Raw genomic sequence first — 22092 nt, forward strand, 5'->3', positions numbered from 1 at the left:
AAATGGATCTTATTCGCGCCACCGAGGAAGGTCTTTATTGCGAACCTGGTGATTTTTTTATCGACCCTTGGCGCCCTGTGCGCCATGCGGTGATCACTCATGCTCATTCAGATCACGCTCATTGGGGATGTGACACTTATTACTCCACAGAAAAGTGTGCTCCTCTTTTACGTCTCCGTTTAGGAGAGGCTCTGCCGATTGTCGAAAAGAAATGGAATGAAAAATTTAAAATCGGAAACACCTGGGTCAGTTTTCACCCAGCGGGACATATTCTCGGCTCAGCGCAAGTTCGTATCGAGTATAAAAATAAAATCTGGGTGGCTTCCGGCGATTACAAAAGAACACCGGATCCCACGTGCGATGCCTTTGAGGTTGTCCCCTGCGACAGTTTTATTTCCGAAGCCACTTTTGCACTACCGGTTTACAAGTGGGATGCCGGAGAAGTGACTGCACAGAAAATCTTTGATTGGTGGCAAGAAGATCAAACCCGGCCTTCTCTTTTATTTTGTTACGCTCTTGGCAAAGCTCAACGTGTTTTGGCCGAGCTTAAAAATCTGACAGATCGGCCGATTTACATTCACGGTGCCATGGAAGCAATCACGAAAGTCTATAAAGACGCCGGAGTGGTCATGGCAGAAACACGTTCTATTTTTGATCACGAAAAAAATTTTCCTTTCAAAGGAGAGTTGATCCTGGCACCTCCTTCGGCCCACCGCTCTCCGTGGATGAAGCGTTTTAAAGAACCGCAAACGGCTTTTGCATCTGGCTGGATGCAGGTTCGCGGAACTCGCCGCCGCAAAGGATATGAAAAAGGCTTCGCTTTGTCAGATCACGCAGATTGGAACGAACTCAATCAAACCATTCAAGCAACAGAAGCTGCAACGGTCTTTCTCACCCACGGAAGGACGGATGTCTTGCAACGATATTTAACAGACAAAGGAAAAACCGTTCGTCTTTTCACGACCGAATATGAAGCCCAAGAGGAAGCTTCATGAAAACGTTTGCAAAACTTTTTGATGAACTGGATTCCACCACCTCTACTAATGAAAAAGTGGACGCTCTTAAAAAGTATTTCGCAGTGACCGATCCGGAAGACTCCATGTGGACGATACTACTATTAACAGGACGCTTGAGTAAACGCGTTCTGACTTCACGTACATTAAGTCACTTGTTTTTGACTTCGACAAATTATCCCTCCTGGTTGTTTGCTGAAAGTTATGATCACGTTGGCGACACCGCTGAAACTTTAAGTCTGTTGGCGCATTCATTAAACTTATGTCGAGAAATCTCTGGGACTAAAGATAAAAGTTTGGCTCTGTGGATGGAGGAAGAAATTCCTGCGCTCGCTCAAATAGAAAATGAAGCTGAACAAGCGGAGCGCCTTTTAGAATGGTGGCGAGACCTGACTTACCAGGAAGTTTTTATTCTTAACAAACTTATCACTGGTGCTTTTCGTGTTGGCGTCAGTGAAAAACTTGTGATTCGCGCTGTGGCGGAAGTCTATGAACTCCCTACTGATCAGATTGCACACCGCCTGACTGGGAATATTCGCACAGGCAAAGAAGCGTTTCAAAATTTAGTTTCAAAAGAAGTGACGGAAATTGGATTTAGCCAGCCCTATCCCTTTTGTCTTGCTCATCCCTGGAATGAGCGCAGCGAGCGAGATTTTATTCCTGAAAAATGGTGCATCGAGTGGAAATATGATGGCATTCGAGCTCAAGTTATTCGCCGCGAAAAACAACTTTGGATCTGGTCCCGTGGTGAGGAGCAAATTACAGAAAGCTTTCCTGACTTAGCACCCATTTTCATGCGTCTTCCAGATGGAACAGTGATTGACGGTGAAATCTTGGTTTACAAAGAAGGTTCCATTTTACCTTTTCAGGAATTGCAAAAAAGATTGGGACGAAAGAAGGTCTCAGCGGCTGTTATGACCGAGCGCCCTGCAGGTTTTTTTGCTTATGATTGTTTGGAATATCGAGGCAAAGATATTCGTCAAAAATCTCTGCGGGAGCGCAAAGAAATTTTAAAGACTTTGATAGAAAAGTTAGACCATCCTCAAGTGCGTTTTTCTTCTCTTCTCTCCGTTGAATCTTTGCAGGAACTTGAAGAACTCCGTCATACGGCTCGTGAAAATGAAGCCGAAGGTTTGATGTTAAAACTATGGGATGGTGTTTATTCAGTAGGTCGCAAGACCGGAAATTGGTGGAAGCACAAAGTAGATCCACTGACACTGGATGCTGTCTTGCTGTATGCCCAATCCGGCACGGGCAGACGGTCGAATCTTTATACCGATTACACTTTTGCTTTATGGAATGAAAACAGAGAGCTAATTCCCTTCGCCAAAGCGTATTCAGGATTAAACCAAACTGAAATTGACGAGTTGGATGCTTGGATTCGCCGTCATACGAAAGAAAAATTTGGTCCGGTGCGAGCCGTAGAGCCTTTGCACGTTTTTGAAATTGGTTTCGAAGGAATCAGCCCCTCAACACGGCATAAATCGGGAATCGCCGTTCGCTTTCCGCGAATTTTACGCTGGCGTAAAGATAAAAAGCCTGAAGATGCCGATACTCTAGAAACCGCAAGTGAACTTTTAAACGGAGTCAGAAAAGATGAATGAACTTAAACCCATTCATGCTTTTTTTCATCGTCGTGGCTGGAAGGCTTTTCCCTTTCAAGAAGAGTCTTGGAAGTCATATCTCGATGGTGAATCCGGACTCTTACACATTCCCACCGGAGCCGGAAAAACGTATGCGGCTGTGATGGGTCCATTTGCAAAACTTTTAGCCCGTCCCTCGAAAGGTTTAAAGATATTATATCTGACACCCTTAAGAGCATTAACTCGCGACCTAGCCACCGCCATTTACGAACCTATTTTGCAAGAGAAATGGCCACTTAAAATTGACACTCGAACCGGGGACACTTCTTTCTCGCAAAAGAAACGCCAACTGTTTTCACCAGCGGATCTTTTACTCACGACCCCGGAATCTCTCGCCGTTTTAATTTCTCAACATGAAGCCGATGAGATTTTCAAAAATCTTCAAGTCGTCATCTTAGATGAGTGGCATGAGTTGATGGCCAGCAAAAGAGGAAGTCTTTGTGAGCTTTCCCTTTCCTATTTACGTTCTTTAAATCCTGATTTACAGACGTGGGCTTTGTCGGCCTCCGTTGGAAATATTGAAGAAGCAGCGAAGGTCGCAGTCGGCCGCTCGCAAGAACCGCGAGTAATATCAGGAAGCTCTGACCGGAACTTAGTATTAGATTGTCTTTTACCTCAAAAAATTGATCGTTTTCCCTGGGCAGGACATCTTGGGTTTGCCTTAAAAGAACAACTCATTGAAGAACTTGATCCAGAAATCTCAACTCTTATTTTTACAAACACCCGGTCCCAAGCGGAAAGATGGTTTGAGGTGATGTTAGAAATGGCGCCGCACCTGGCTCCGGTTATGGCGCTTCATCACAGCTCATTAGACCGCGAAGAACGCGAGGCCGTTGAAGAAGGCGTAAAAAATGGATCTTTGAAATGGGTGGTCGCGACCTCTTCATTGGATCTAGGAGTTGATTTTCAGCCTGTTGAGCGCGTCGTTCAAATCGGCAGTCCCAAAATGGTGGCGCGAATGATCCAAAGAGCTGGACGCTCAGCACATCGTCCTGGAGGAAAAAGCCGACTCTTGTTTGTTCCGACAAACTCCTGGGAAATTTTGGAACTTGAAGCCGTCAAAAAAGCTCTCAAAGAAAAACATATTGAGCCTCGCCGACCGTTAAAGAAACCGATGGATGTCCTTTTACAACATATGATGACACTCGCCTGCGGGCCCGGACTGCGTCTGGATGAACTCTGGCTTTCTTTAAAGGAAACTTATTCATTTTCTGATATTAGCCAAGAAGAATTGAACTGGTGTCGGCAGTTTCTCACCCGCGGCGGCGAAACTCTGCAAGCTTATCCTCAATTTCACAAACTTATTTATGATGAAGAAGAAGGAAAATATCGGCCGGCCTCCCCTAAGATCGCTCAAATGCATCGCATGAGTATTGGAACGATTGTCTCACGGGAATCCGTTCAAGTTTCTTATACCAATCGAAATCGCATCGGCTCCGTGGAAGAAAGTTTCATTTCCAAACTTAAAAAAGGCGACGTGTTTCAATTTGCGGGAAAAAAATTGGAGTTTGTTCTTTTAAAGGACATGACCGCCTATGTACGCTCTAGCAAGGCTGTTACGAACGTAGTTCCCTCTTGGGATGGCGGACGATTTCCGATTTCTGAAACGTTGGGGCAAGCATTCCGTGAAGTTTTGACTGAAAAACACCCGGGCTTAGACCGGCTTCTGTCGCCTCTTTTAGGTACGCAAAAAGAAGTTTCGGTTTTACCTGGAGCTGACATCCTTCTTATTGAGAAATGGAATTCCAAAGAAGGAGATCATATTTTTGTGTATCCATTTGAAGGACGCTCGGTGCATGAAGGGCTTGCCCAGCTTTGGGGTTACCGATTTGCGCGAAGAGCACCGACGACATTTTCGTTTGCCGTTAACGACTATGGTTTTGAAATCACCGGACCTGTGGATTATGACTTTGAAAAACTTTTTGATGACGATTTTTTTTCGGATGACAATTTGGTTGAAGAGATCGGTCAGTCCTTACAGATCGGTCAGCTAAGCCAGCGTCAGTTTCGCGAGATTGCCAAAATTGCGGGTCTTGTTTTTACGGGATATCCGGGGTCTCCGAAAACAGGTCGTCAAATGCAGATAAGCTCTTCCCTTCTTTATGAAGTTTTTAAAAAACACGAGCCGAATAATTTATTGATTCGCCAAAGTTTTGACGAGGTCCTTGCCAATTCTTTGGAAAGCGGACGCATGCGCAAGACTTTACAACGTCTGCGCAAAATGAAAGTGCGTTGGGTCGATTTGGAAACGCCCTCACCGCTTTCATTTCCTTTAGTGGTGGAAAATATCGCTGTCGGAAATCTTTCCAACGAGAGTCTGGAAGCTAAAATCGCAAGACTTAAAAAAACTTGGGAAAAGAAAAATGAAGATCACGGTCGCGAACGAAGACATTGAGCTTTTGCCTGAAAAAGCCTTCTTTTGGCAGGCAGAACATCTCTTAGGAATTTCCGACGTACATTTAGGAAAAGCCGAAAGCTATCAAGCCGCCGGAGTTCCTCTTCCTTCGGGAAGTCACCGTGTGGACTTAGAGCGCATCAGTTATTTGATACAGAAATATCACATTGAAAATGTCGTAGTTCTTGGAGATTGGATTCACAACAAATTCAGTCTTAGCGAAGTGGTTGTCCGGGATTTTCGCGAATTTTTCGCAGTTCACGAACACGTGCACTGGACTCTGCTTTTGGGGAACCATGAATATGGAGCTCACGAAATTTTAAGAGGCCTGCCCTTTCATTTGGTCGAAGAGGAAATTGAAATGGGACCGTTTTTAATGACTCATGGTCATAAGAATCCCCGCTCCCATCTTTTTCAGATACAAGGCCACACACATCCCCAGGTCCTCCTTCACGAAGGTCCCTTGCGATTAAAACTGCCCTGCTTTGTTTTAGAGAGGAAATGTCTGACAGTGCCGGCCTTTGGTAGTTTGACAGGCGGTTACACCGTAAGACCTCGCGCCGGAAGTCGCATTTTTGCAGTGTCCGATTCTGACGTCTTTGAGGTCCAAAAATAATCTTCAAATTACCAAGTCATGTTGGAAAAACAGTTCCAATGCTTTTCCTGCGAAGTATTTCTTCCGAAAGGTTTCTTAGGGGGATTTTTGAAACAGGTCATCGTGTTTTTAATGGCATTGTTTTGTATTTCTCATACACAGGCTTTAACCGCGACGGCTGCAGAACCTTTTACTCCTGATGAGGTCGTGCCCAAGGGATTGGATGGAGTCCCGCAAAATATTTCGGCGGCTTTGAAAGGAATTTCTAGCTTGGCAGCCTCCGGGTCTTTGGCGATTCCTGAACTGCCGATCTTGGAAAGTGGCTTTCAAGAATATCAAGCCAGTCGAGAGTCTTGCATTCAAGATCAAGTTCGAGCAGCGACATTTTGCCGTGAAGAAACAAGTCCGGATCTACAGAAAACGCTGGCCGGCTTAAATATCATTCTTGCCGGTGTGAATAGTCTAGCGATCAATGATACTTGTAAAACATTTTCTAAAGCGATGAGCTTAGCACAATTAGGGATCACCGCTTACACAGGGGCTTGTGGCCTTTTGCGCAAGAAGTGCAATATGTCCTGTGCTGCCGCGGCAAATGGTCTTAAAAAAATTCTTAAAGGTCTAGTTTCTAACGGAGCGACCTGCACATCTCCAATTCCGGCAACGTGCCCTGCCGCTTACGCTTCATTAAACACCTATAAAAAACAAATCTATTCTCAAGTGAAACTCGAAGCCAGCATGGCTGATAAAAGAACCATCCATTCCAAAGAAAAACTTTGCCAGCATACTTATGGGCTTTTGCTAGCGTCATCCGGAGTTGCCGTTCTTTCGCTCGCAAATTCGCTGAAGCAAGGACAACAATGTGACGAAGAATCTGACGCTAAAAATTCCGGCGGAAGTTCTAGTTCAACAGCTCCAACAGCTCCCACAACTCCAGCACCAACCACGGTCTCCTCTCCGCCTGAATTTCCACTGCTGCCGCCACCGTCTCTGTCGCAGGATTCGCATCTTGAAGTCGCGCGCGCATCGACAAAACCGGAAGAAAGCATTGAGCAACGCAAAGAGCTCATAGCCGCACCAGCTGTTAATTCAGAACTACGAGATTATTTGCCAGGTGGGAAAAAGGCCGTGGTCTCTGGTCTTTCCGAAACGACTTACCCAGAAATCACCGGCCCCGGAGGAAAATCCAACTTTGAAAAAATGCGCATTCGCTTCAGAGAGCTGCGCTTAGATGCGGATTAATTTTATTTTTTACCGGCACTGCGAAATTTTTCAAGTTCGACAGCGCTGTCTGTCTCTTCCCTTTTTGGACTTGGATGATCCATTTGTTTGTTGCGACTTTGCTGGTGCTGAGCTTTGATTTCACCGTCATATTTTTTACTTGTCTGACTAAAACCTTTGTTCTTGTGATGACCGGACATAATCGCCTCCTGTTTTTGGAAGCATATCAAGAATTCATTCAGGTTTGAAGATTGGCACAGACCGAAGACGCGGTCACTTTGCTAAGTTACTTATTCAAAGATCTTTTCGCGAATGCTCCAGTAATGCTTTTGTTTTCTTGCAATGACAAACATTGGCATTCGAAACTTTTTTTGAATCTGCAGGACATCATCGATAGTGCGCACGTGAATTTTCCGTTCAGGCAGGCGATTGTGCATACGAATAAAATTAAAATAAAAAGCACGACCATCTTCAGCCGTGTTTAAATAAAAATACTCTTTTAGAACCTGAGCGTCGGCATCATAGTAATGAACCTCTAAACGCTCACTGCCTTTTTTATCAAAGGTTTTTTGAAAGCTCATGGTCTCAACCCGCATCACGTGTGCATCTTTAAGCAGCATGGCCTCTTTAAGCTTTTTATCATTATCGACTAAAACATTTCCGCAGTCTCCGCACGCACGGGCTGCGATATCGTTTTCAGATCCGCATTTCTCACATCTTTTAAAACGGAAACGAAATCCACAAGAAGAAATTTCTTTGGTGACAGGATCTTCAAAGGCTCCTTTGCATTGTCGTCCATAGTGTTCAAGCAAAGTTCCGTCACTTTCCATGAGTCCCCAGAAATGGTTTGTAACTCCACACTGCGGGCAAAGGACTTCCACCTTCTGCGCTTTGCTGGAGGGTTTGTCTTCATCAATCTCAGGAGAGTAAAGATCGTGGCCCTGACCTGTATAATCGAGAATCAAACAATCCGTCTTACCCGGACTTAAACGCAACCCTCTTCCAACGATCTGTTGATAAAGACTGACGGACTCTGTCGGTCTTAACACCGCAATGACATCCACATGAGGTGCATCAAAGCCTGTCGTCAGAACCGAGACATTCACAAGAAATTTCAGTTCCTGCCGTTTAAAAGCCTCAATGATCTCATCCCGTTCCGGGCCCGGAGTGTCTCCCACGACCAGAGCCGCAATATAGGGCGGAAGATTTTGCATGATTTCAATGGCGTGATTGATAGAGCTTGTGAAAATCATCACGCCCTTTCTTTCTTTTGCCATATCGATGATGTTTTTAATAATCAGCGGCGTGATGCGTTTTTGATCTTTCAAAAGCGCTTCGACCTGCGCCATAACAAATCGTCCCTGCTGAAGTTTCAAACTTGAAAAATCATAACAAGCTACCGGCGAATCAATTTTTACAGGCGGAGTCAGGTAGTTGTTTTTGATAAGATGTCTAATCGAAAGCTCATAAATGCATTTTTTAAAAAAACGGTCTTCCGTCGTTTGCTGAATACTTTTTTGCGCATGGTATTGATAAATCCATCCCAATCCCAAACGATAAGGTGTGGCAGTCAAACCGAGGACACAGAGTTCCTGATTGAATTGCTGCAACTTAGACATGACTTGTAAATACTGAGTGTCACCGTCAACAGAAACACGATGACACTCATCGATCACGACAAGGGAAAAATTCTCAAAAAAATCTTCCTGCGCCCGCGCGATAGACTGAATGCTTCCGAAAATAACCTTCTGGGTGATTTCTTTTCTCTGAAGGCCTGCAGAGTAAATACCCGCTTCTAAACCGAAGGAAATATATTTCGCATAATTCTGTTCAACAAGCTCTTTAACATGAGCCATGACCAAAACACGTCCTCGAGCCAAACGTGCCAATTCAGCAATAACCAGACTTTTTCCGGCACCTGTCGGAAGAACGACCACAGCGGGAGTTCTTTCCTTTCGGAAATGTTTTAATGTCGCCTGAACGGCTTCCACTTGGTAGGTACGGAGTTGATACATTTTTACACATTACAAAAAATAGCAGCGACTGCCCAGGGTAAAATTTTGGTTGAATAAATTTATTCCGACGGTAAATATAAACTCGATGAAATTTCCGGTACTTTTCTTTCTCTTTTTCATTACTTGCGTTTCTTTTGCAAGCACCCCTCTGTCTATTGGATTTCCCTTTGGATTTTCCCGAAATGAAGCCATCAATCAATATTTTTTATTTCTGACGGACGTTTTGAAAGATGCGGGTTTTGAGGCCGTGTATAAAAAAATGCCTGGCGTTCTTCCCTATGAAGCTTTGCTTAAAGGCGAAGTTGACGGCATAGCCTATGATGACTTTGCCTTAACGAAAGGACGCGAACAAACAGTGACAGTGTCTTTTCCGATTGTCTATATCAAGGTGCACGTTTTTTATAGGGTAGAAAATAAATACTTTGATGAGAAAAATTTAAAAAAATACCTTGGCGCTTTAGGTCTTAATAATTCAATGATTGAAAAAGAAGCAAAACGCCGAAAATTAAAATATGTCACGTCTGCAAATCCAACACAGAATGTACAACTTCTTTTAGATAAAAAAATAGATTACTTCCTTGCCGTAGAAGAGGTCGGCCAGAGCGCTCTTTCCGCTTCTAATCCTGAACTTGCAAAGAAAATCAGGATGAGCGAACGCGTGTTCATGAGTTTTCCTCTTTATTTCACCTTGAATAAAAAGTTTAAAAAAGATCTTCCCGCAATTGAAGCCTCTTTTAAAAAGCATCTTACGGGTGATCTTAGCAAATATCCGCTGTTACGCTCTCTTAACAAAGAGCTTCTGCTGCCTCCACCGCGCAAGTAATTCTAAGAAGCGGTTGAATTAACTAAGGCATCGATTTTAGCCGCACAGATAAAGTCGTTTTCTGAAATCCCTCCCCGTCCTTCATTGACGGAGTGAGTATCAAACTTCACAACGCATTGATTGTAACTCACCACCATTTCTGGATGGTGATCTTCACGGTGAGCAATAAATGCCACGGCATTCACAAATGCCAAAGTTTCATAGTAGTTCTTAAAAGAATAAGTTTTCGTGATCTTACCTTCTTTTAAAAACCAGCCATCAAACAGTTTCAAATATTCGCGAACATCCTTTTCGGGCAGACCCGTGTCCATCGGATGACTTCTTTTCTTTAATAATTCGTTAGCCGTGAGCACGGATCCTCCTTTTTAATGCACTGAAATTTGTTTCGCTTTGGAAGCTTCGCCCTTAGGAATATTCACAAGCAAGACACCATCTTCAAACTTTGCATCCACCTTCTTTTCATCAATGGGTTGAGGCAAGGTGAAACTGCGCACGTAAGAACCATAAGAAATTTCAGACAAATGTCGTTTCTTCGCTTCCTTGGATTCATCCAACTTTTCTTCTTTTCTCTCAGCGCGAATGGTCAATCGGTCACCGTCGACTTCCACTTTGACGTTTTCTTTTTTGACGCCAGGAAGATCCACTTTCAATAAATAATTTTTCTCTTCCTCTGAAAATTCGCAAGAAGGAGAAAAATCAAATTCTGTTGGTGAACCTTCTTCCCTGAATCCCATAAGTTCATTCATCAGTCGATCCATACGATCCTGATAGCGAGAGAGTTCACGGAAAGGACTTGCAAAGCGTCCTGATCTCCAGCGGTCTGGTAAGTTAGCCATAGGCCCTCCTTTTCATTTGTTATTTGTGTGTGAATAGTAGCCCACTCCGAAAGAGAAACTGGCGTTAATTTTTTTTAAATTGCAGAGTCACATAAAAAAATATTTTCCTCTGTTTGAGGTCATCTTGCCAGGCCGCCAGACGGGATTATCATCAAAGCTAAAACACAACGATGGAGATATTATGGAGCGCTTCGCAGGCCGGGAAGAAGCCGGACGCCTTTTGGGTGAAAAACTCATTTCTTTGAAAGATCAAAATCCCGTAGTTCTGGCAATTCCGCGAGGCGGTGTTCCCTTAGCTTTTGAAATTGCAAAGATGTTAAAAAGTCCATTGGATCTTTTAATGGTCAAAAAAATCGGCGCTCCCCGCCAGCCGGAATTAGCCGTCGGAGCCGTTAGTGAAGACGGCGAACCTCTATTTAACGATTCGGTTATTAAATTTTTAAGCTTAAAGAAAACTTATCTCAATCAAGCCGCTAAACAAAAAACTTCAGAGATCCAAGAGCAATTAAAAAAATTCCGAGGCTCCAAAAAAACAGAAAACGTCAAAAATAAAACCGTGATTATCGTGGATGATGGAATCGCCACCGGCGCGACACTTCTGGCGGCAATTCAGTTTTTAAGAAAGAAAGAACCCAAAAAAATTATTGTCGCGGCTCCTGTAGCGGCGAAAGAGACTGTGGAAAAAATCAAAAAAGTCGCTGACGACGTTATCTGCTTAATGACACCAGAAAATTTTGTCGCCGTTGGACTTTGGTACGAGGATTTTACTCAAGTTTCAGATGAAGAAGTGATCCGCCTTATCGCCGAATCCCGATTTATGAATGCCGATAATGAGCGCGAAATAACGATTGAGGATGGAAAAGAAAAACTTTTTGGTGACTTAACATCTGTCGATAAAGCCAAGGGCTTAGTGATCTTTGCTCACGGAAGTGGAAGCAGCCGCAAAAGTCCCCGTAATCAGTTTGTCGCCAAAGAACTTAATAAAGCCGGATTTAGCACCCTGCTCTTTGATCTTTTAACCGAACACGAGTCTAAAGACCGCAGCAATGTCTTTGATATCAATCTTTTGGCGCAACGTTTGTTGTTAGCAACTCAAGCCGGTCTTGAACAAACTCATCATATTCCCATTGGCTATTTCGGTGCAAGCACCGGCGCCGGCGCGGCCCTTGTCGCCGCTGCGAAATCTAAAAATAAAATTTCGGCCGTCGTCAGCCGTGGAGGACGTCCCGATTTAGCCAAAGAACATCTTAAAAAGGTGGAAGCGCCCACTTTGCTTCTGGTCGGTGGCAATGACCTCGCTGTCATTCCATTAAACAAAAGTGCTGGTCTGCAACTTAAAACATCTCGTTTAGTGATTGTGCCAGGCGCCACACATTTATTTGAAGAACCGGGAACTCTTGATGAAGTCGTTGAGTATGCAATCGAATGGTTTAACGAACATCTTCCGGAAAAAAAAGAAACCTCCTTTCCCAAGGAGCAAGTCGTCGACGAGCTTGAAGGCCGCGCCCATTCCATTAAAGATTCTCACAGCTGGGATGACTTGATTGCCAGTGTGGCGTCCGCTCGAGTTGTCATGCTCGGTGAAGCCACTCACGGCACGGAAGAATTTTATAGTATTCGTCGGCACATCACTGAACGCTTGATCCAAGATCACGGGTTTAGTTTTGTCGCCGTCGAAGGTGATTGGCCTGATTGCCAAAAATTGAATGACTATATTCACTTTGACAAAGGCGAAAGCGCCAAGCAAATTATGAGAGAGTTTCATCGTTGGCCGACATGGATGTGGGCTAATGATGAGACTGCTCTTCTGATTGAGTGGATGAAAAACTATCACGCCAGCTTCTATGGCCTTGATGTCTACTCGCTTTTTGATTCAATGGATTACGTCATTGAGTTTGCTAAAAATGTGGATCCTGATTTGGCAAAATCTGTGCAAGAGCAATACGCGTGTTTTGAACCTTTCGCCCGCGACGAAAAATCTTACGCCCGCTATCTTGTAAAATTCGAAGAAGGTTGTCGCGACGATGTTATTGCGAACTTAAGAAAACTTCTGCGTCTACGCATAGGTGAAATCGCGACGAAATCTCCGAATCTTTTCAGCGCCCAACAAAATGCACGTATTGTTGCGCACGCAGAAAATTATTATCGCTCCATGCTTTTTGGTGGCCCCGACTCTTGGAACGTGCGTGATCATCATATGATTGACACTCTGGATATGCTCTTAAAGCACAATGGCCCGGACAGCAAAGCCATCGTGTGGGCGCACAACAGTCATATCGGCGATTATCATGCGACTGACATGCTTCAAGAAGGATATGTGAACCTCGGCGGACTTGCGCGGGAACGATTTGGTATTGATCAAGTCGCTCTGGTCGGTTTTGGAACTTTCCAAGGGCAAGTTCTTGCAGGTCCTGCATGGGAAGGCAAACCCACCGTGATGACACTGCCTCCGGCCCGCGAATCTTCATTTGAATATTTTTGTCACAAGGTTGCTGAAGATCTTAATACCAAAAGATTTTATGTGGTCTTTGATTCCGAAGCGCGATCCGGAAACCTGGGGACGCGCAGTTACGGACACCGCGCCGTCGGCGTTGTCTATAGTCCGCATTATGAACTCAAAGGCGTGAACTATGTTGAAACAGTTCCAGCCAAACGCTACGACGCTTTTGTATTCGTCGATAAGACGACAGCTTTAAAATCCATCCCGACCGGAACAAGTCACCTGGATCTTCCAGAAACATGGCCGGGAGGAGTTTAAATATTAATTGCAGCTTTTACCCCAAGTGTTGGCGACTTTGTCACCGACACCGATGTGCAAAGAGGCACTTCCATAATGGCCGATAGCGCGAATGCGTTTTTGACTGCGCATTTTGCAAAGTTCACGAAAGGCCCGATCTGCCTCGCTGTTGCTTGCAAAACGAACGTCAATGGAGGTGCCATAAGGATGTCGGCCTGCAGCTCCACCCACATTTTTATTGTAAGGCTCGGGACGCCACCAGTTGTAGATTTGACTGACTTTGATTCCTTTGGCTGTCAGGTCTTGCAGAATTTTGACGGCTTCAATCGGATACCTCCAAGTGTTCTCGTCAGGATGCACGAGGTTGTGCGCTTGACTGGAACCATACGTGCAGCGAAAGGTCGAAGCACTGCGGGGATTGGGACGAACCACTTGGTCACACCAAAATGAATTGTTCGTTTCTGCTGCGCACTTTTGTAAGAATCGGTCTATCTTACTCAATCCTAAGTTCACTTGCGTTTTTTGACTTGTGCTCGCTTTCATACATCCTAGACTTTGAATTTCTTCGTCCACAGAAGCGTCATTGTGAATATGATCAGCAAGATCCGCGCTGTCTTCAGTATATTCATTGGCGCCAGCACCGCCTCCGCCGCCCTGACAGGCAACAGTTCCCAAGCCTAAAAGAGCAATCAAGGCTAATGCATTGAGTTTTAAATTCATCCGATCTCCTTCGTTACTGTTGAGCAATGAAGCGTCAGAATAAATGCATTGCGAAATAGCATTCTACAGGACTTTCGGTTTTCTAGATGAAGGGACAGTGAAAAACGAATGAAGTTTTAAAGTGAAATTTGCCAATCAACAAAAAGTTGATAGCATTTGCACGCGATGGAATTTGAATTGGCTTTGGAGTTTCGCCATCCAAGCTGGTTTCAACAGGGGCGTATTTTACCCGCTCTTGAAAAGTATTTGCAAACTCAGCGCATTGGCTTGGTGATTACCGACGTCGCTGGCCGCCGTGATGTCCTGCACTCTTCCATCAGCAGTTCTTTTACGATGCTTCGTTTTATCGGAAACGATTTACATGCCAGTGATTTTTCGAGAGCCCAAGAGTGGGCCGCGCGCTTGAACTCCTGGGGCCAACACGCTTCTTTAGAACCTTTAAAATGGCTTTCATAAGAACGTATCAATTTTCGTTTGTTCACGGAACTTGGTAGAGGATTATCCGAATAACCTCAGATCCTATTCAGCTAAAGGTCTTATTTTTAATGTTACCGTAATGAATTTTTCCTTTCTGTAATTCTTTTCCTCTTAGTCTTTGTTCACGCACAAAGATTCATGGAGGAATAATGGCGATTAACACTAAGGCAAATTCATTATTCTCACGTTTTAGCACTGCGCTTCTCTTAACATCCGTCCTGAGCCTCGCAGCCTGCGGAGGAAATCCTGGCGGTGAAGTCACTCTCCCCGACGACACAACTCAAGAACAGATTGTCGACACGCCTGATGTCGCAAATGACAAGCTTCTTCCGGATCCTTCGGATGCAATGGTGGCAAGCTCTCAACGCGAATCCATTTTAAAAAATTACGATCATGTCGATCCGAAGCATGTCGTTCCTTACAAAGCATTGGGAGATGCTTTGGTGTATTTCGATCAACACAAATCGAGCTTTAAAAACACAGACTACATGGCGGTCTTAAATTTTGGACAAAGCTCAAAGCAAAAACGTTTTTATATCATCAATATGAAAACAGGTAACGTGTGGGCTATTCACGTGGCTCACGGAAAAGGTTCTGATTCTAACCATGACGGTTACGCTGAAAAGTTCAGTAACGTGTCTGGTTCTAATGCGAGTTCACTGGGAATCTATAGAACCGCAGAAACTTACAGCGGAAGCCACGGTCTTTCTTTAAGACTTGATGGTCTTTCTTCTACGAACTCACGTGCGCGCGCTCGTGCGGTGGTAGTTCACGGTGCTTCATATGTTCAAGAGTCCAACGTGATTCAAGGTCGTAGCTGGGGTTGCCCTGCTGTGGCGATGGAAAATCGTGATGCTGTGATTAAGTACCTTAAAGGCGGCGCGATGATTTACGCAACCGTCGACAAAGGCGGCACCGAGCGTTCCGGCTCAGGCTCTACAACGACTCCGGATACCGGCGCTTACAAAATGACTCCGCTTTCTTGGGAGACTTCCAGCAAACCTGAACGCAAAGCCTGGTCCCAATATCTAATGAAACTAGTTTCAGAAGATTGGAGCAGCTTGCTAAAAGGTGCTGATGATATGAGAGACTTCTGCCCTCGCTACAACTCTTTGAGCAATAACGAACGTGCAAACGTGTGGGCGCAATTGTTCGTTGCGATGACAAAATACGAAAGCGGTTACAGCCCGACATCACGCATGCAAGAAACAACGATGGGAACAGATCCCGTTACAGGAAGACCTGTTTACTCTGAAGGACTTTTGCAATTGTCGTATCAAGATATCACGGGTTGGAATTTCTGTAAGTTCGACTGGAGTAAAGATAGAAACTTAAGCTCTACAGATCCGCGCAAAACCATTCTTGATCCGTACATCAATCTTCATTGCGGTGTCGGAATCATGGCAAAACAAATCGCGCGCACAGGAAAAATTAAACTTGCTTCCGGCGCTTATTGGGCCGTGATCAAAACAAATAGTAGATACAGTCAAATTAGCGCAATCACTTCCATGGTGAAATCGCTTCCTATGTGTCAGTAACCCCTCTTACTGGCCCTTTTGCCGAGTCATTTCCCCAATGGCTCGGCATTTTTTATTCCCACTTTTGCATATTTATATAACGGTATAGTGAAAAGCGCCGTGGTTCCTTTTCCAGGCCCTTCGCTGTAAACCGCAATTTTGCCTTTATGCGCTTCGATCAAATGCCGTGAGATCGAAAGCCCCAATCCGAGACCACCGTATTTTCGCGTGCTGGAACTATCGGCTTGCCTGAATGCTTCAAAAATAGAGGGAAGAAATTCAGGATCGATTCCTTCACCTTCATCACGCACACGTACTTGCACCGCAGGGCCTTGAGAAGATATATCCACCAGAATTTTTCCGCCCTTATTAGAAAACTTAATCGCGTTATTTAGAAGATGAAAGGTTACCTGCTTAAGACGCTCTTCATCTCCAAGAATAAAAGCCTTTTCAATGCTTGAATGAACTTCTATTTTTAAATTCTTTGCCTCTGCTTCCGGCTGAAGTAGGGCTATCTCGTTACGAACAAGCTGCACCAATTCGAGCTCTCTGGATTTGATTTGCAGTTTTCCTGACATGATTCGGGATGAATCTAAAAGAACGGCGACGATCTGCGATTGATGTCGTGCATTTCGCTCTATCGTCTCAAGTCCCATTCGAGCTTCTTCATCTAAAGGGCCATCTAATAAAATTTCAGTCCATCCCAAGATAGCATTTAACGGTGTTCGCAACTCATGCGACACCGTCATTAAAAATTCATCTTTGGCTTTATTCGCCATTTTGAGCTCTTCAATACGTCCTTCGAGCGTTTGATAAAGATTTAAATTCTCTAAAGCGATAGATGTGGAATTTGCTAAAGCTTGCAAAAGTTCAAGTTGCTCGTCGGTTGGAATATGCTTTTCTTTCCAGTAAGCTCCGATGGCACCAATCGGAGCTTCTTTTCGAATGGGCGTCATGGCTAAACTTTTAACGAAAGTCGGCGCGTAAGCATCAATAGGAATACGGGAGTCTTGGTAAATATCTTCGATGACGACCGCTTTCTTGTTTAGCATCGCCCAGCCGCTAATGCAGGTTTGAATCGGAAATCTCTGTCCCTTCCACAAAGGGCCAATGGCATCCTCATCCGCATAAAAACAAAATTCACCATCTCTGAGAACAAAAGTAGCTCCGTCAGAATTAGCAATCGCCCGAGCGGCTTTTCTGACCAAAAACATGACTTGCTCCAGGGAGTGGACAGAAGAAAGATCTTGAATGACTTCGACAAGTTTTTTAACGCCGTCAGAATATTGCATAGAAACCTCCGAATCGGAAACATTTCTAATCATACGCTTGTCTATTTAGCTAGCGGAAAAAACTGTTCGATTTTGTGAAAAAGCAAAAAAGAATTGTTCTCTTAGAAACTTTTTTTAGAGCGAATCCACAGCCGGATGGGAGAAAGCTCCTTTTCTGTGACGCCTACAAAGTGGGTTTGAATTCGATAAGCGGTCTCAATTCCTGAAATCTCTTCACAAGAATCAATGCGTAGAGGAATTTTAGGTATTCCAATCTCCTCAAAAATCGGACTGTTAAGACGCAAGATTTTTCCAACAGGCAGAGGAATTGCGGAAATCACCGTGAGTCCTAATTCAGAAATGGACATGACTTCGGTTTTTATTTCCCACTCGCCTTTAAACTGCACGACGGCCGAAGCGAACTGAACAGAGTCCGTGGGCTTTGACGTTAAGATATTACGAATTTTCGCAATCAATAACTCAGGGTCAATAGGTTTTACAATGTAGTCATTTGCGCCAGAATCAATTCCCTTTTCGACATCACTGCGCTCTCTTTTGCCAGTGAGAAGAATGACCGGGATCTTTGCCAAAAGCGGTTGACGACGGATGGTTCGAGTCAACGAGTAACCATCACTACCGCCAGGCATGATGGCATCCGTAATCACCAGATCGTAAGTTTCCGCGGCCAGGGCCCGCATCGCATCCACAGCATTGGTAGCTGCAGTGACTTTATATCCATGTTGGGTCAACAGTGCTTCCAAAGTCAGAAGGACACTTTTCTGATCGTCTACAATAAGTATTTTTGTCATGTGTCCTCCTTTCTTTAAAGTCTATAGCAACTAAACGGCTTCTTTTTTGACGGCGTAACGTCTTAAATCATTCATGCTTTTTTCAAACTGATCTTCAATCTGTGCAATAAAAGAAGAAGCTCCTGTTAGTTCTGTGAGATCTTCTAAGGCCGCACAAAGTTCCGACAACTTTTTAGCCCCTAAAGTCGCGCTGCTAGATTTCAAGGCGTGAGCGGCCTCTGAAATACCTTGCAGGTCTAAATTATTCAAAGACTTGCGCATAGACTCAATCAAATCTGGCGCCGATTGTTCTAAGTCTTCGATCAATGCTTCGACAAGATTCTGATCGTTGACGACATAGTTCTGCAATTGAGTCAAAGCATTGACATCTAAAGCGTCGGAAGATGTCTTTAACCATTTATGCAAAATATCCATAAGATGGTTCAGCTCTAAAGGTTTTGCTAAAAAGTCATCCATGCCCGCTTCATGATAAACGGTCTTGTCGCCATGGCCTGCTTCGGCGGTCAAAGCAATGATCGGCGTGTGTCGACCTGCGCGCACTTCCTCTTTGCGAATGCGGCGTGTGGCTTCAAAACCATTGAGCACTGGCATCTGACAATCCATAAAGATCAGATCGTAATGACGAACCAAACATTTTTCAAAAGCCACAAGTCCATTGTTCGCAATCTCAACATGCAGACCTAATTTCTTAAGATAACTTTGCGCCACCCTTTGATTCACGACCTGATCTTCAACCAGAAGTACCGAGCCCGTGAACATCGGAGAGAACCGGGATTCATTTAAACGAGGAACATCCTGCATAGAGGCCACCGGAATTTTGACGGTGAACCAGAAATTGGAGCCTAAGCCCACGACACTTTCTACACCGATTTCACCATTCATCAAGTCGACAAGCTGTTTTGAGATCGAAAGGCCAAGACCTGTACCACCGAACTTCATTCCGGTTTTCGTTTGGAAATACTTTTGGAATAAAGACCGGCGTTCGTCTTCTTTTAAGCCGGGACCTGTATCTTTGACCTCAAAGCGCAATTCGCAGAAGGTTTCATCTTCGCGCACTTTGGAAACTTCAAGACTCACAAAACCTTTTTCTGTGAACTTAACGGCATTGCCCAAAAGATTTACCAAGACTTGGCGCAAACGTCCCTGGTCTGCCACAAAAAACCATGGCGTGGTTTCATCAAAATGCAGTTTCAATCCTACATTTTTTTCTGCCATTGCCGGACGGAAGATCTCTGTCACGTCATGAAGCAAAAACTGCAAATCAAATGGCTGAGGATCCAAACTGATTTTACCCGCTTCGATTTTTGAATAGTCTAAAATATCGTTGATCAACATGAGCAAAGACTCTGCGGATCTTTTCACCGTGCCCACATATTCAGCCTGCTCGGCATTCAAAGGCGTATCCGCCAGCAAGGTCGTCATCCCAATAACACCATTCATCGGCGTGCGAATTTCGTGACTCATTGCCGCCAGGAAATCGGATTTCTTTAAGGACGCTTCTAAAGCCGCCTCGCGGGCACGATGCCATTCTTGCTCAACCATTTTTCGGCGGCTGATATCTTTAAAGACCACCAGGGCTCCTGAAATACTGCCGTCGATGTCATTGAGCGAACGGCTGCTTACGCTGATATAAACTCCATCCGGATGTGTTTCATTTTGCACGAAGATTTCTAAGTCATCGACCTCTTCACCGAGCAAGGCTCGATGAAATGGCAATTGGTTTTTGCTATAATGCTCGTGGCTTGCAATGTTGATGAATCCTAACGCTTCAGCGCTGGATTCCGTCGCGACTTCTTTTATTTTTGTTCCAATGATTCTTTGAGCGGCGGCATTGTAATGAGTGAAATAGCCGTCTTTATCAATCACAATCAAAGCTTCGCTCATGCTGTTCAAAATCGTATCAAGCAAGATAGAGCGATTTTGCAAAGACTTGGATGTTTGTTTTTGCTCTTTGAGATCTTTCTTTTGCCACTGACGGCTAAGAAAAACTAAAAGCCCAAGTCCGCATAAAAGACCCATTAAAAATTCGGCGCGTACGTAAAAAGGCGAAGCATTCTGTGTTAAACGCAGAGTTGCATCAAGAATCTCCGTCACAGAAACGCTTGCTGGAATTCGCGACGGAACTGCCAGACCCCGTTGCCTTTTTACCAGAGCTTCGTTCACTTCTTCGAAATGGTCGCGCAATGCTTTGTTTAAGTGCGCTACTTGTTTTTGCAATTCAGAATTCGCCACCACGTTTTTCGTGAGGTGGCCCATTTGATAGTTTAAAAGTAAGACTTGTTGGTTGTACTCTTGCAGATCTTGTTCGCGGCGAGTTTTGATAAAAGCTTTTTCAGCAAATTCTGCTTTTTCTACGATCTCTTTGATTTTTGCAACAGAGGTGCGTGCTTCTTCAGAAACCTCTGGCTGCGTTTGCATCCGAGTCAACAGGGCCGAATGTTGGTAAAAATAAAATCCCAACGCCAGCGCTGCAAGCAAACTGAACTCCACACCAAAACGAGCGACAATGGATCTAAAAAAAGATGCTGATTTCATAAGCATCTTTTCGGCGTTTTCCCTCTGTAAATTGAAAGATTTCTAAAAGACCTAGACTATGGTCTTTGCCAGGGTGGCCAATTGTTCGGCAATTTGCGACTAATACCCGCCGGAGTGACTGGAAATTTCTTAAAGTATACTACTGCGTCAGCTTTAGATATTCCTGCTGTTCCGCTTTTGGATAATAACGGGAATAGATTTTTTCAAACTCCGCATCAAGCTTGTATTTGCTGCGGAGTTCTTCCGTCTTACGAACGATCTCTTTACCAAATGCCGTCTTTTCACAAGAAATTCGCGGTTCTAAAAGTTCTAAACCGTCTTTAACAAAATAAAAAACCAGATTCGGATTGTGCTCGACTTCGAAAGGATAACCGATATACACGTCCAAACGTCCCAGCGTTAATAAAGTTCTTAACTCATGATCAACATTAAGGCCTTTGCGCTCGGTGATTCCCGCCCCGTGGTGCTTCCCTAGGCTTTTATTAATTTTATCACCATAAAAACGCTGCGAAACAATTCCCACGTTCATGGTTTTATCTTTGAGCAAAGCATCCAGATCTAAAAGTCTTGGTTTCACCATAAACTTATTTAGTTTCTCATTGTTTTTAAGAGCGAGAAGTCCCGCTGGATAGCCTTTTACGACCGGTGTTCCAAACTCAATGAATTTTTCTCGCTCAGAATTTTTAAGAAGCATCATAGAGCACACGCCTTGATGCTTTTTCATTTGTTCCATAATTCTTAAGAAAGGAACTTCAACCACCTGATGAGTGTACTCGGGCATTTTCTCAATGATCAGACGGTGCATTTCGATCAAATAACCGGGAGGTTTTTCTTTCAAACGCACGGCCAACGGAAAATCAAAAAACAACCAGTATACAGTTTTAGGATCAGCCTCATTTCCTATGGCCTGTGAAAAAGAAACCCACATAAGAAATGAAAGAAAGATACGTGACGTGATCTTCAAGCTTTAATCCCCACTTGAACCAGTTGGGGTTTTAAAACTTTCACCACGTCGTGCGGGTCCAACGAAATCAAATAGCCTCGCTTACCACCGTTGATATAAATTCTCTCCAAATCCAAAATGGTTTTTTCCATGTAGACCGGCATTTTCTTTTTAGTACCAAAAGGAGAAGTGCCGCCGACCTGGTATCCCGAATGCCGATCGGCCACCTCGGGTTTGCATGGAGAGATTGTTTTGACTCCGAGTTCTCGGGCAAGCTGTTTGGTTGAAACTTGCATATCTCCATGCATAAGAACGATCAATGGCGACTTGTCGTCGCTTTCCATGATAAGCGTTTTGATCACAATGCTTTCAGGAACTCCGAGGGCTTTGGACGAAACGGCCGTTCCACCCTTTTCTTCGTAAGGATACAAATGACTGGTAAAGCTGATGCCTTCTTTTTGCAGCTCTCGAATCGCTAACGTCATGGGAAGTTTATCTTTATCAGTCATGTTGAGTCAGCGTAGCACTGAGTTTGTCGGTACGCA

General features: G+C 44.3%; 19 protein-coding genes. 9 read left to right on the top strand and 10 right to left on the bottom strand.

From position 1 onward, the window contains the following. The first annotated feature begins 2 nt into the window (after positions 1 to 2). The 5 genes from AAAA78_RS13070 to AAAA78_RS13090 all read left to right on the top strand — a co-directional run bounded on the left by AAAA78_RS13070 (position 3) and on the right by AAAA78_RS13090 (position 6885). Positions 3 to 995, top strand: a complete 993-nt coding sequence (locus tag AAAA78_RS13070) for a ligase-associated DNA damage response exonuclease (protein WP_340592494.1) — start codon at positions 3 to 5, stop codon at positions 993 to 995. After that, positions 992 to 2617, top strand: coding sequence for an ATP-dependent DNA ligase (locus tag AAAA78_RS13075; protein ID WP_340592495.1), 1626 nt, complete (start codon positions 992 to 994; stop codon positions 2615 to 2617). Before AAAA78_RS13070 ends, AAAA78_RS13075 begins: the two co-directional genes overlap by 4 nt. Continuing rightward, a complete protein-coding gene (locus AAAA78_RS13080; protein ID WP_340592496.1) occupies positions 2610 to 5051 on the top strand; it encodes a ligase-associated DNA damage response DEXH box helicase in 2442 nt (813 codons plus the stop codon). Before AAAA78_RS13075 ends, AAAA78_RS13080 begins: the two co-directional genes overlap by 8 nt. Further along, the gene (gene pdeM / locus AAAA78_RS13085) at positions 5020 to 5667 is read left to right on the top strand and encodes a ligase-associated DNA damage response endonuclease PdeM (protein ID WP_340592497.1); all 648 of its coding nucleotides are present in this window, start codon (positions 5020 to 5022) and stop codon (positions 5665 to 5667) included. The genes AAAA78_RS13080 and pdeM overlap by 32 nt, the downstream gene beginning before the upstream one ends. Positions 5668 to 5754: 87 nt before the next feature. Next, the gene (locus AAAA78_RS13090; RefSeq protein ID WP_340592498.1) at positions 5755 to 6885 is read left to right on the top strand and encodes a hypothetical protein; all 1131 of its coding nucleotides are present in this window, start codon (positions 5755 to 5757) and stop codon (positions 6883 to 6885) included. 2 nt (positions 6886 to 6887) lie between these two features. Here AAAA78_RS13090 and AAAA78_RS13095 read toward each other — a convergent pair whose 3' ends face one another. After that, positions 6888 to 7064, bottom strand: coding sequence for a hypothetical protein (locus AAAA78_RS13095; protein ID WP_340592499.1), 177 nt, complete (start codon positions 7062 to 7064; stop codon positions 6888 to 6890). A gap of 90 nt (positions 7065 to 7154) precedes the next feature. After that, positions 7155 to 8879, bottom strand: a complete 1725-nt coding sequence (locus tag AAAA78_RS13100; protein WP_340592500.1) for a DEAD/DEAH box helicase — start codon at positions 8877 to 8879, stop codon at positions 7155 to 7157. 85 nt (positions 8880 to 8964) lie between these two features. On the opposite strand from AAAA78_RS13100, the gene AAAA78_RS13105 reads away from it, so the two are divergent. Then, positions 8965 to 9702 carry a transporter substrate-binding domain-containing protein gene (locus AAAA78_RS13105; protein ID WP_340592502.1) on the top strand — a complete coding sequence of 246 codons (738 nt, stop codon included), beginning with the start codon at positions 8965 to 8967 and terminating at the stop codon, positions 9700 to 9702. A gap of 2 nt (positions 9703 to 9704) precedes the next feature. Here AAAA78_RS13105 and AAAA78_RS13110 read toward each other — a convergent pair whose 3' ends face one another. Beyond that, positions 9705 to 10055, bottom strand: coding sequence for a 4a-hydroxytetrahydrobiopterin dehydratase (locus AAAA78_RS13110; RefSeq protein WP_340592504.1), 351 nt, complete (start codon positions 10053 to 10055; stop codon positions 9705 to 9707). A 12-nt stretch (positions 10056 to 10067) separates the two neighbouring features. Then, the gene (locus AAAA78_RS13115) at positions 10068 to 10538 is read right to left on the bottom strand and encodes an Hsp20/alpha crystallin family protein (RefSeq protein ID WP_340592506.1); all 471 of its coding nucleotides are present in this window, start codon (positions 10536 to 10538) and stop codon (positions 10068 to 10070) included. 181 nt (positions 10539 to 10719) lie between these two features. Between AAAA78_RS13115 and AAAA78_RS13120 the strand changes: the two genes are divergently transcribed. Beyond that, positions 10720 to 13296, top strand: coding sequence for an alpha/beta fold hydrolase (locus tag AAAA78_RS13120; RefSeq protein ID WP_340592508.1), 2577 nt, complete (start codon positions 10720 to 10722; stop codon positions 13294 to 13296). A 3-nt stretch (positions 13297 to 13299) separates the two neighbouring features. On the opposite strand, the gene AAAA78_RS13125 is transcribed toward AAAA78_RS13120, so the two are convergent. After that, positions 13300 to 13995, bottom strand: coding sequence for a hypothetical protein (locus AAAA78_RS13125; protein WP_340592510.1), 696 nt, complete (start codon positions 13993 to 13995; stop codon positions 13300 to 13302). Positions 13996 to 14160: 165 nt separating this feature from the next. Between AAAA78_RS13125 and AAAA78_RS13130 the strand changes: the two genes are divergently transcribed. Both AAAA78_RS13130 and AAAA78_RS13135 read left to right on the top strand, forming a co-directional pair. After that, the gene (locus tag AAAA78_RS13130; protein WP_340592511.1) at positions 14161 to 14451 is read left to right on the top strand and encodes a DUF72 domain-containing protein; all 291 of its coding nucleotides are present in this window, start codon (positions 14161 to 14163) and stop codon (positions 14449 to 14451) included. A 170-nt stretch (positions 14452 to 14621) separates the two neighbouring features. After that, positions 14622 to 16010 carry a murein L,D-transpeptidase catalytic domain family protein gene (locus tag AAAA78_RS13135; protein ID WP_340592512.1) on the top strand — a complete coding sequence of 463 codons (1389 nt, stop codon included), beginning with the start codon at positions 14622 to 14624 and terminating at the stop codon, positions 16008 to 16010. A gap of 26 nt (positions 16011 to 16036) precedes the next feature. Here AAAA78_RS13135 and AAAA78_RS13140 read toward each other — a convergent pair whose 3' ends face one another. The 5 genes from AAAA78_RS13140 to ybaK all read right to left on the bottom strand — a co-directional run bounded on the left by AAAA78_RS13140 (position 16037) and on the right by ybaK (position 22056). After that, complete coding sequence (locus AAAA78_RS13140) at positions 16037 to 17281, bottom strand: GAF domain-containing sensor histidine kinase (protein WP_340592513.1); 1245 nt, start codon at positions 17279 to 17281, stop codon at positions 16037 to 16039. Positions 17282 to 17382: 101 nt separating this feature from the next. Next, positions 17383 to 18069 carry a response regulator transcription factor gene (locus tag AAAA78_RS13145; protein WP_340592514.1) on the bottom strand — a complete coding sequence of 229 codons (687 nt, stop codon included), beginning with the start codon at positions 18067 to 18069 and terminating at the stop codon, positions 17383 to 17385. Positions 18070 to 18099: 30 nt separating this feature from the next. Further along, entirely contained in the window at positions 18100 to 20604 is a 2505-nt protein-coding gene (locus AAAA78_RS13150; RefSeq protein ID WP_340592515.1) for an ATP-binding protein, read from the bottom strand. Positions 20605 to 20743: 139 nt separating this feature from the next. Beyond that, a complete protein-coding gene (locus AAAA78_RS13155; protein WP_340592516.1) occupies positions 20744 to 21568 on the bottom strand; it encodes a hypothetical protein in 825 nt (274 codons plus the stop codon). Next, positions 21565 to 22056 carry a Cys-tRNA(Pro) deacylase gene (gene ybaK, locus AAAA78_RS13160; RefSeq protein WP_340592517.1) on the bottom strand — a complete coding sequence of 164 codons (492 nt, stop codon included), beginning with the start codon at positions 22054 to 22056 and terminating at the stop codon, positions 21565 to 21567. Before ybaK ends, AAAA78_RS13155 begins: the two co-directional genes overlap by 4 nt. Positions 22057 to 22092 lie beyond the last annotated feature (36 nt).

This window comes from Bdellovibrio sp. BCCA (assembly GCF_037996825.1).
Lineage (GTDB): Bacteria > Bdellovibrionota > Bdellovibrionia > Bdellovibrionales > Bdellovibrionaceae > Bdellovibrio.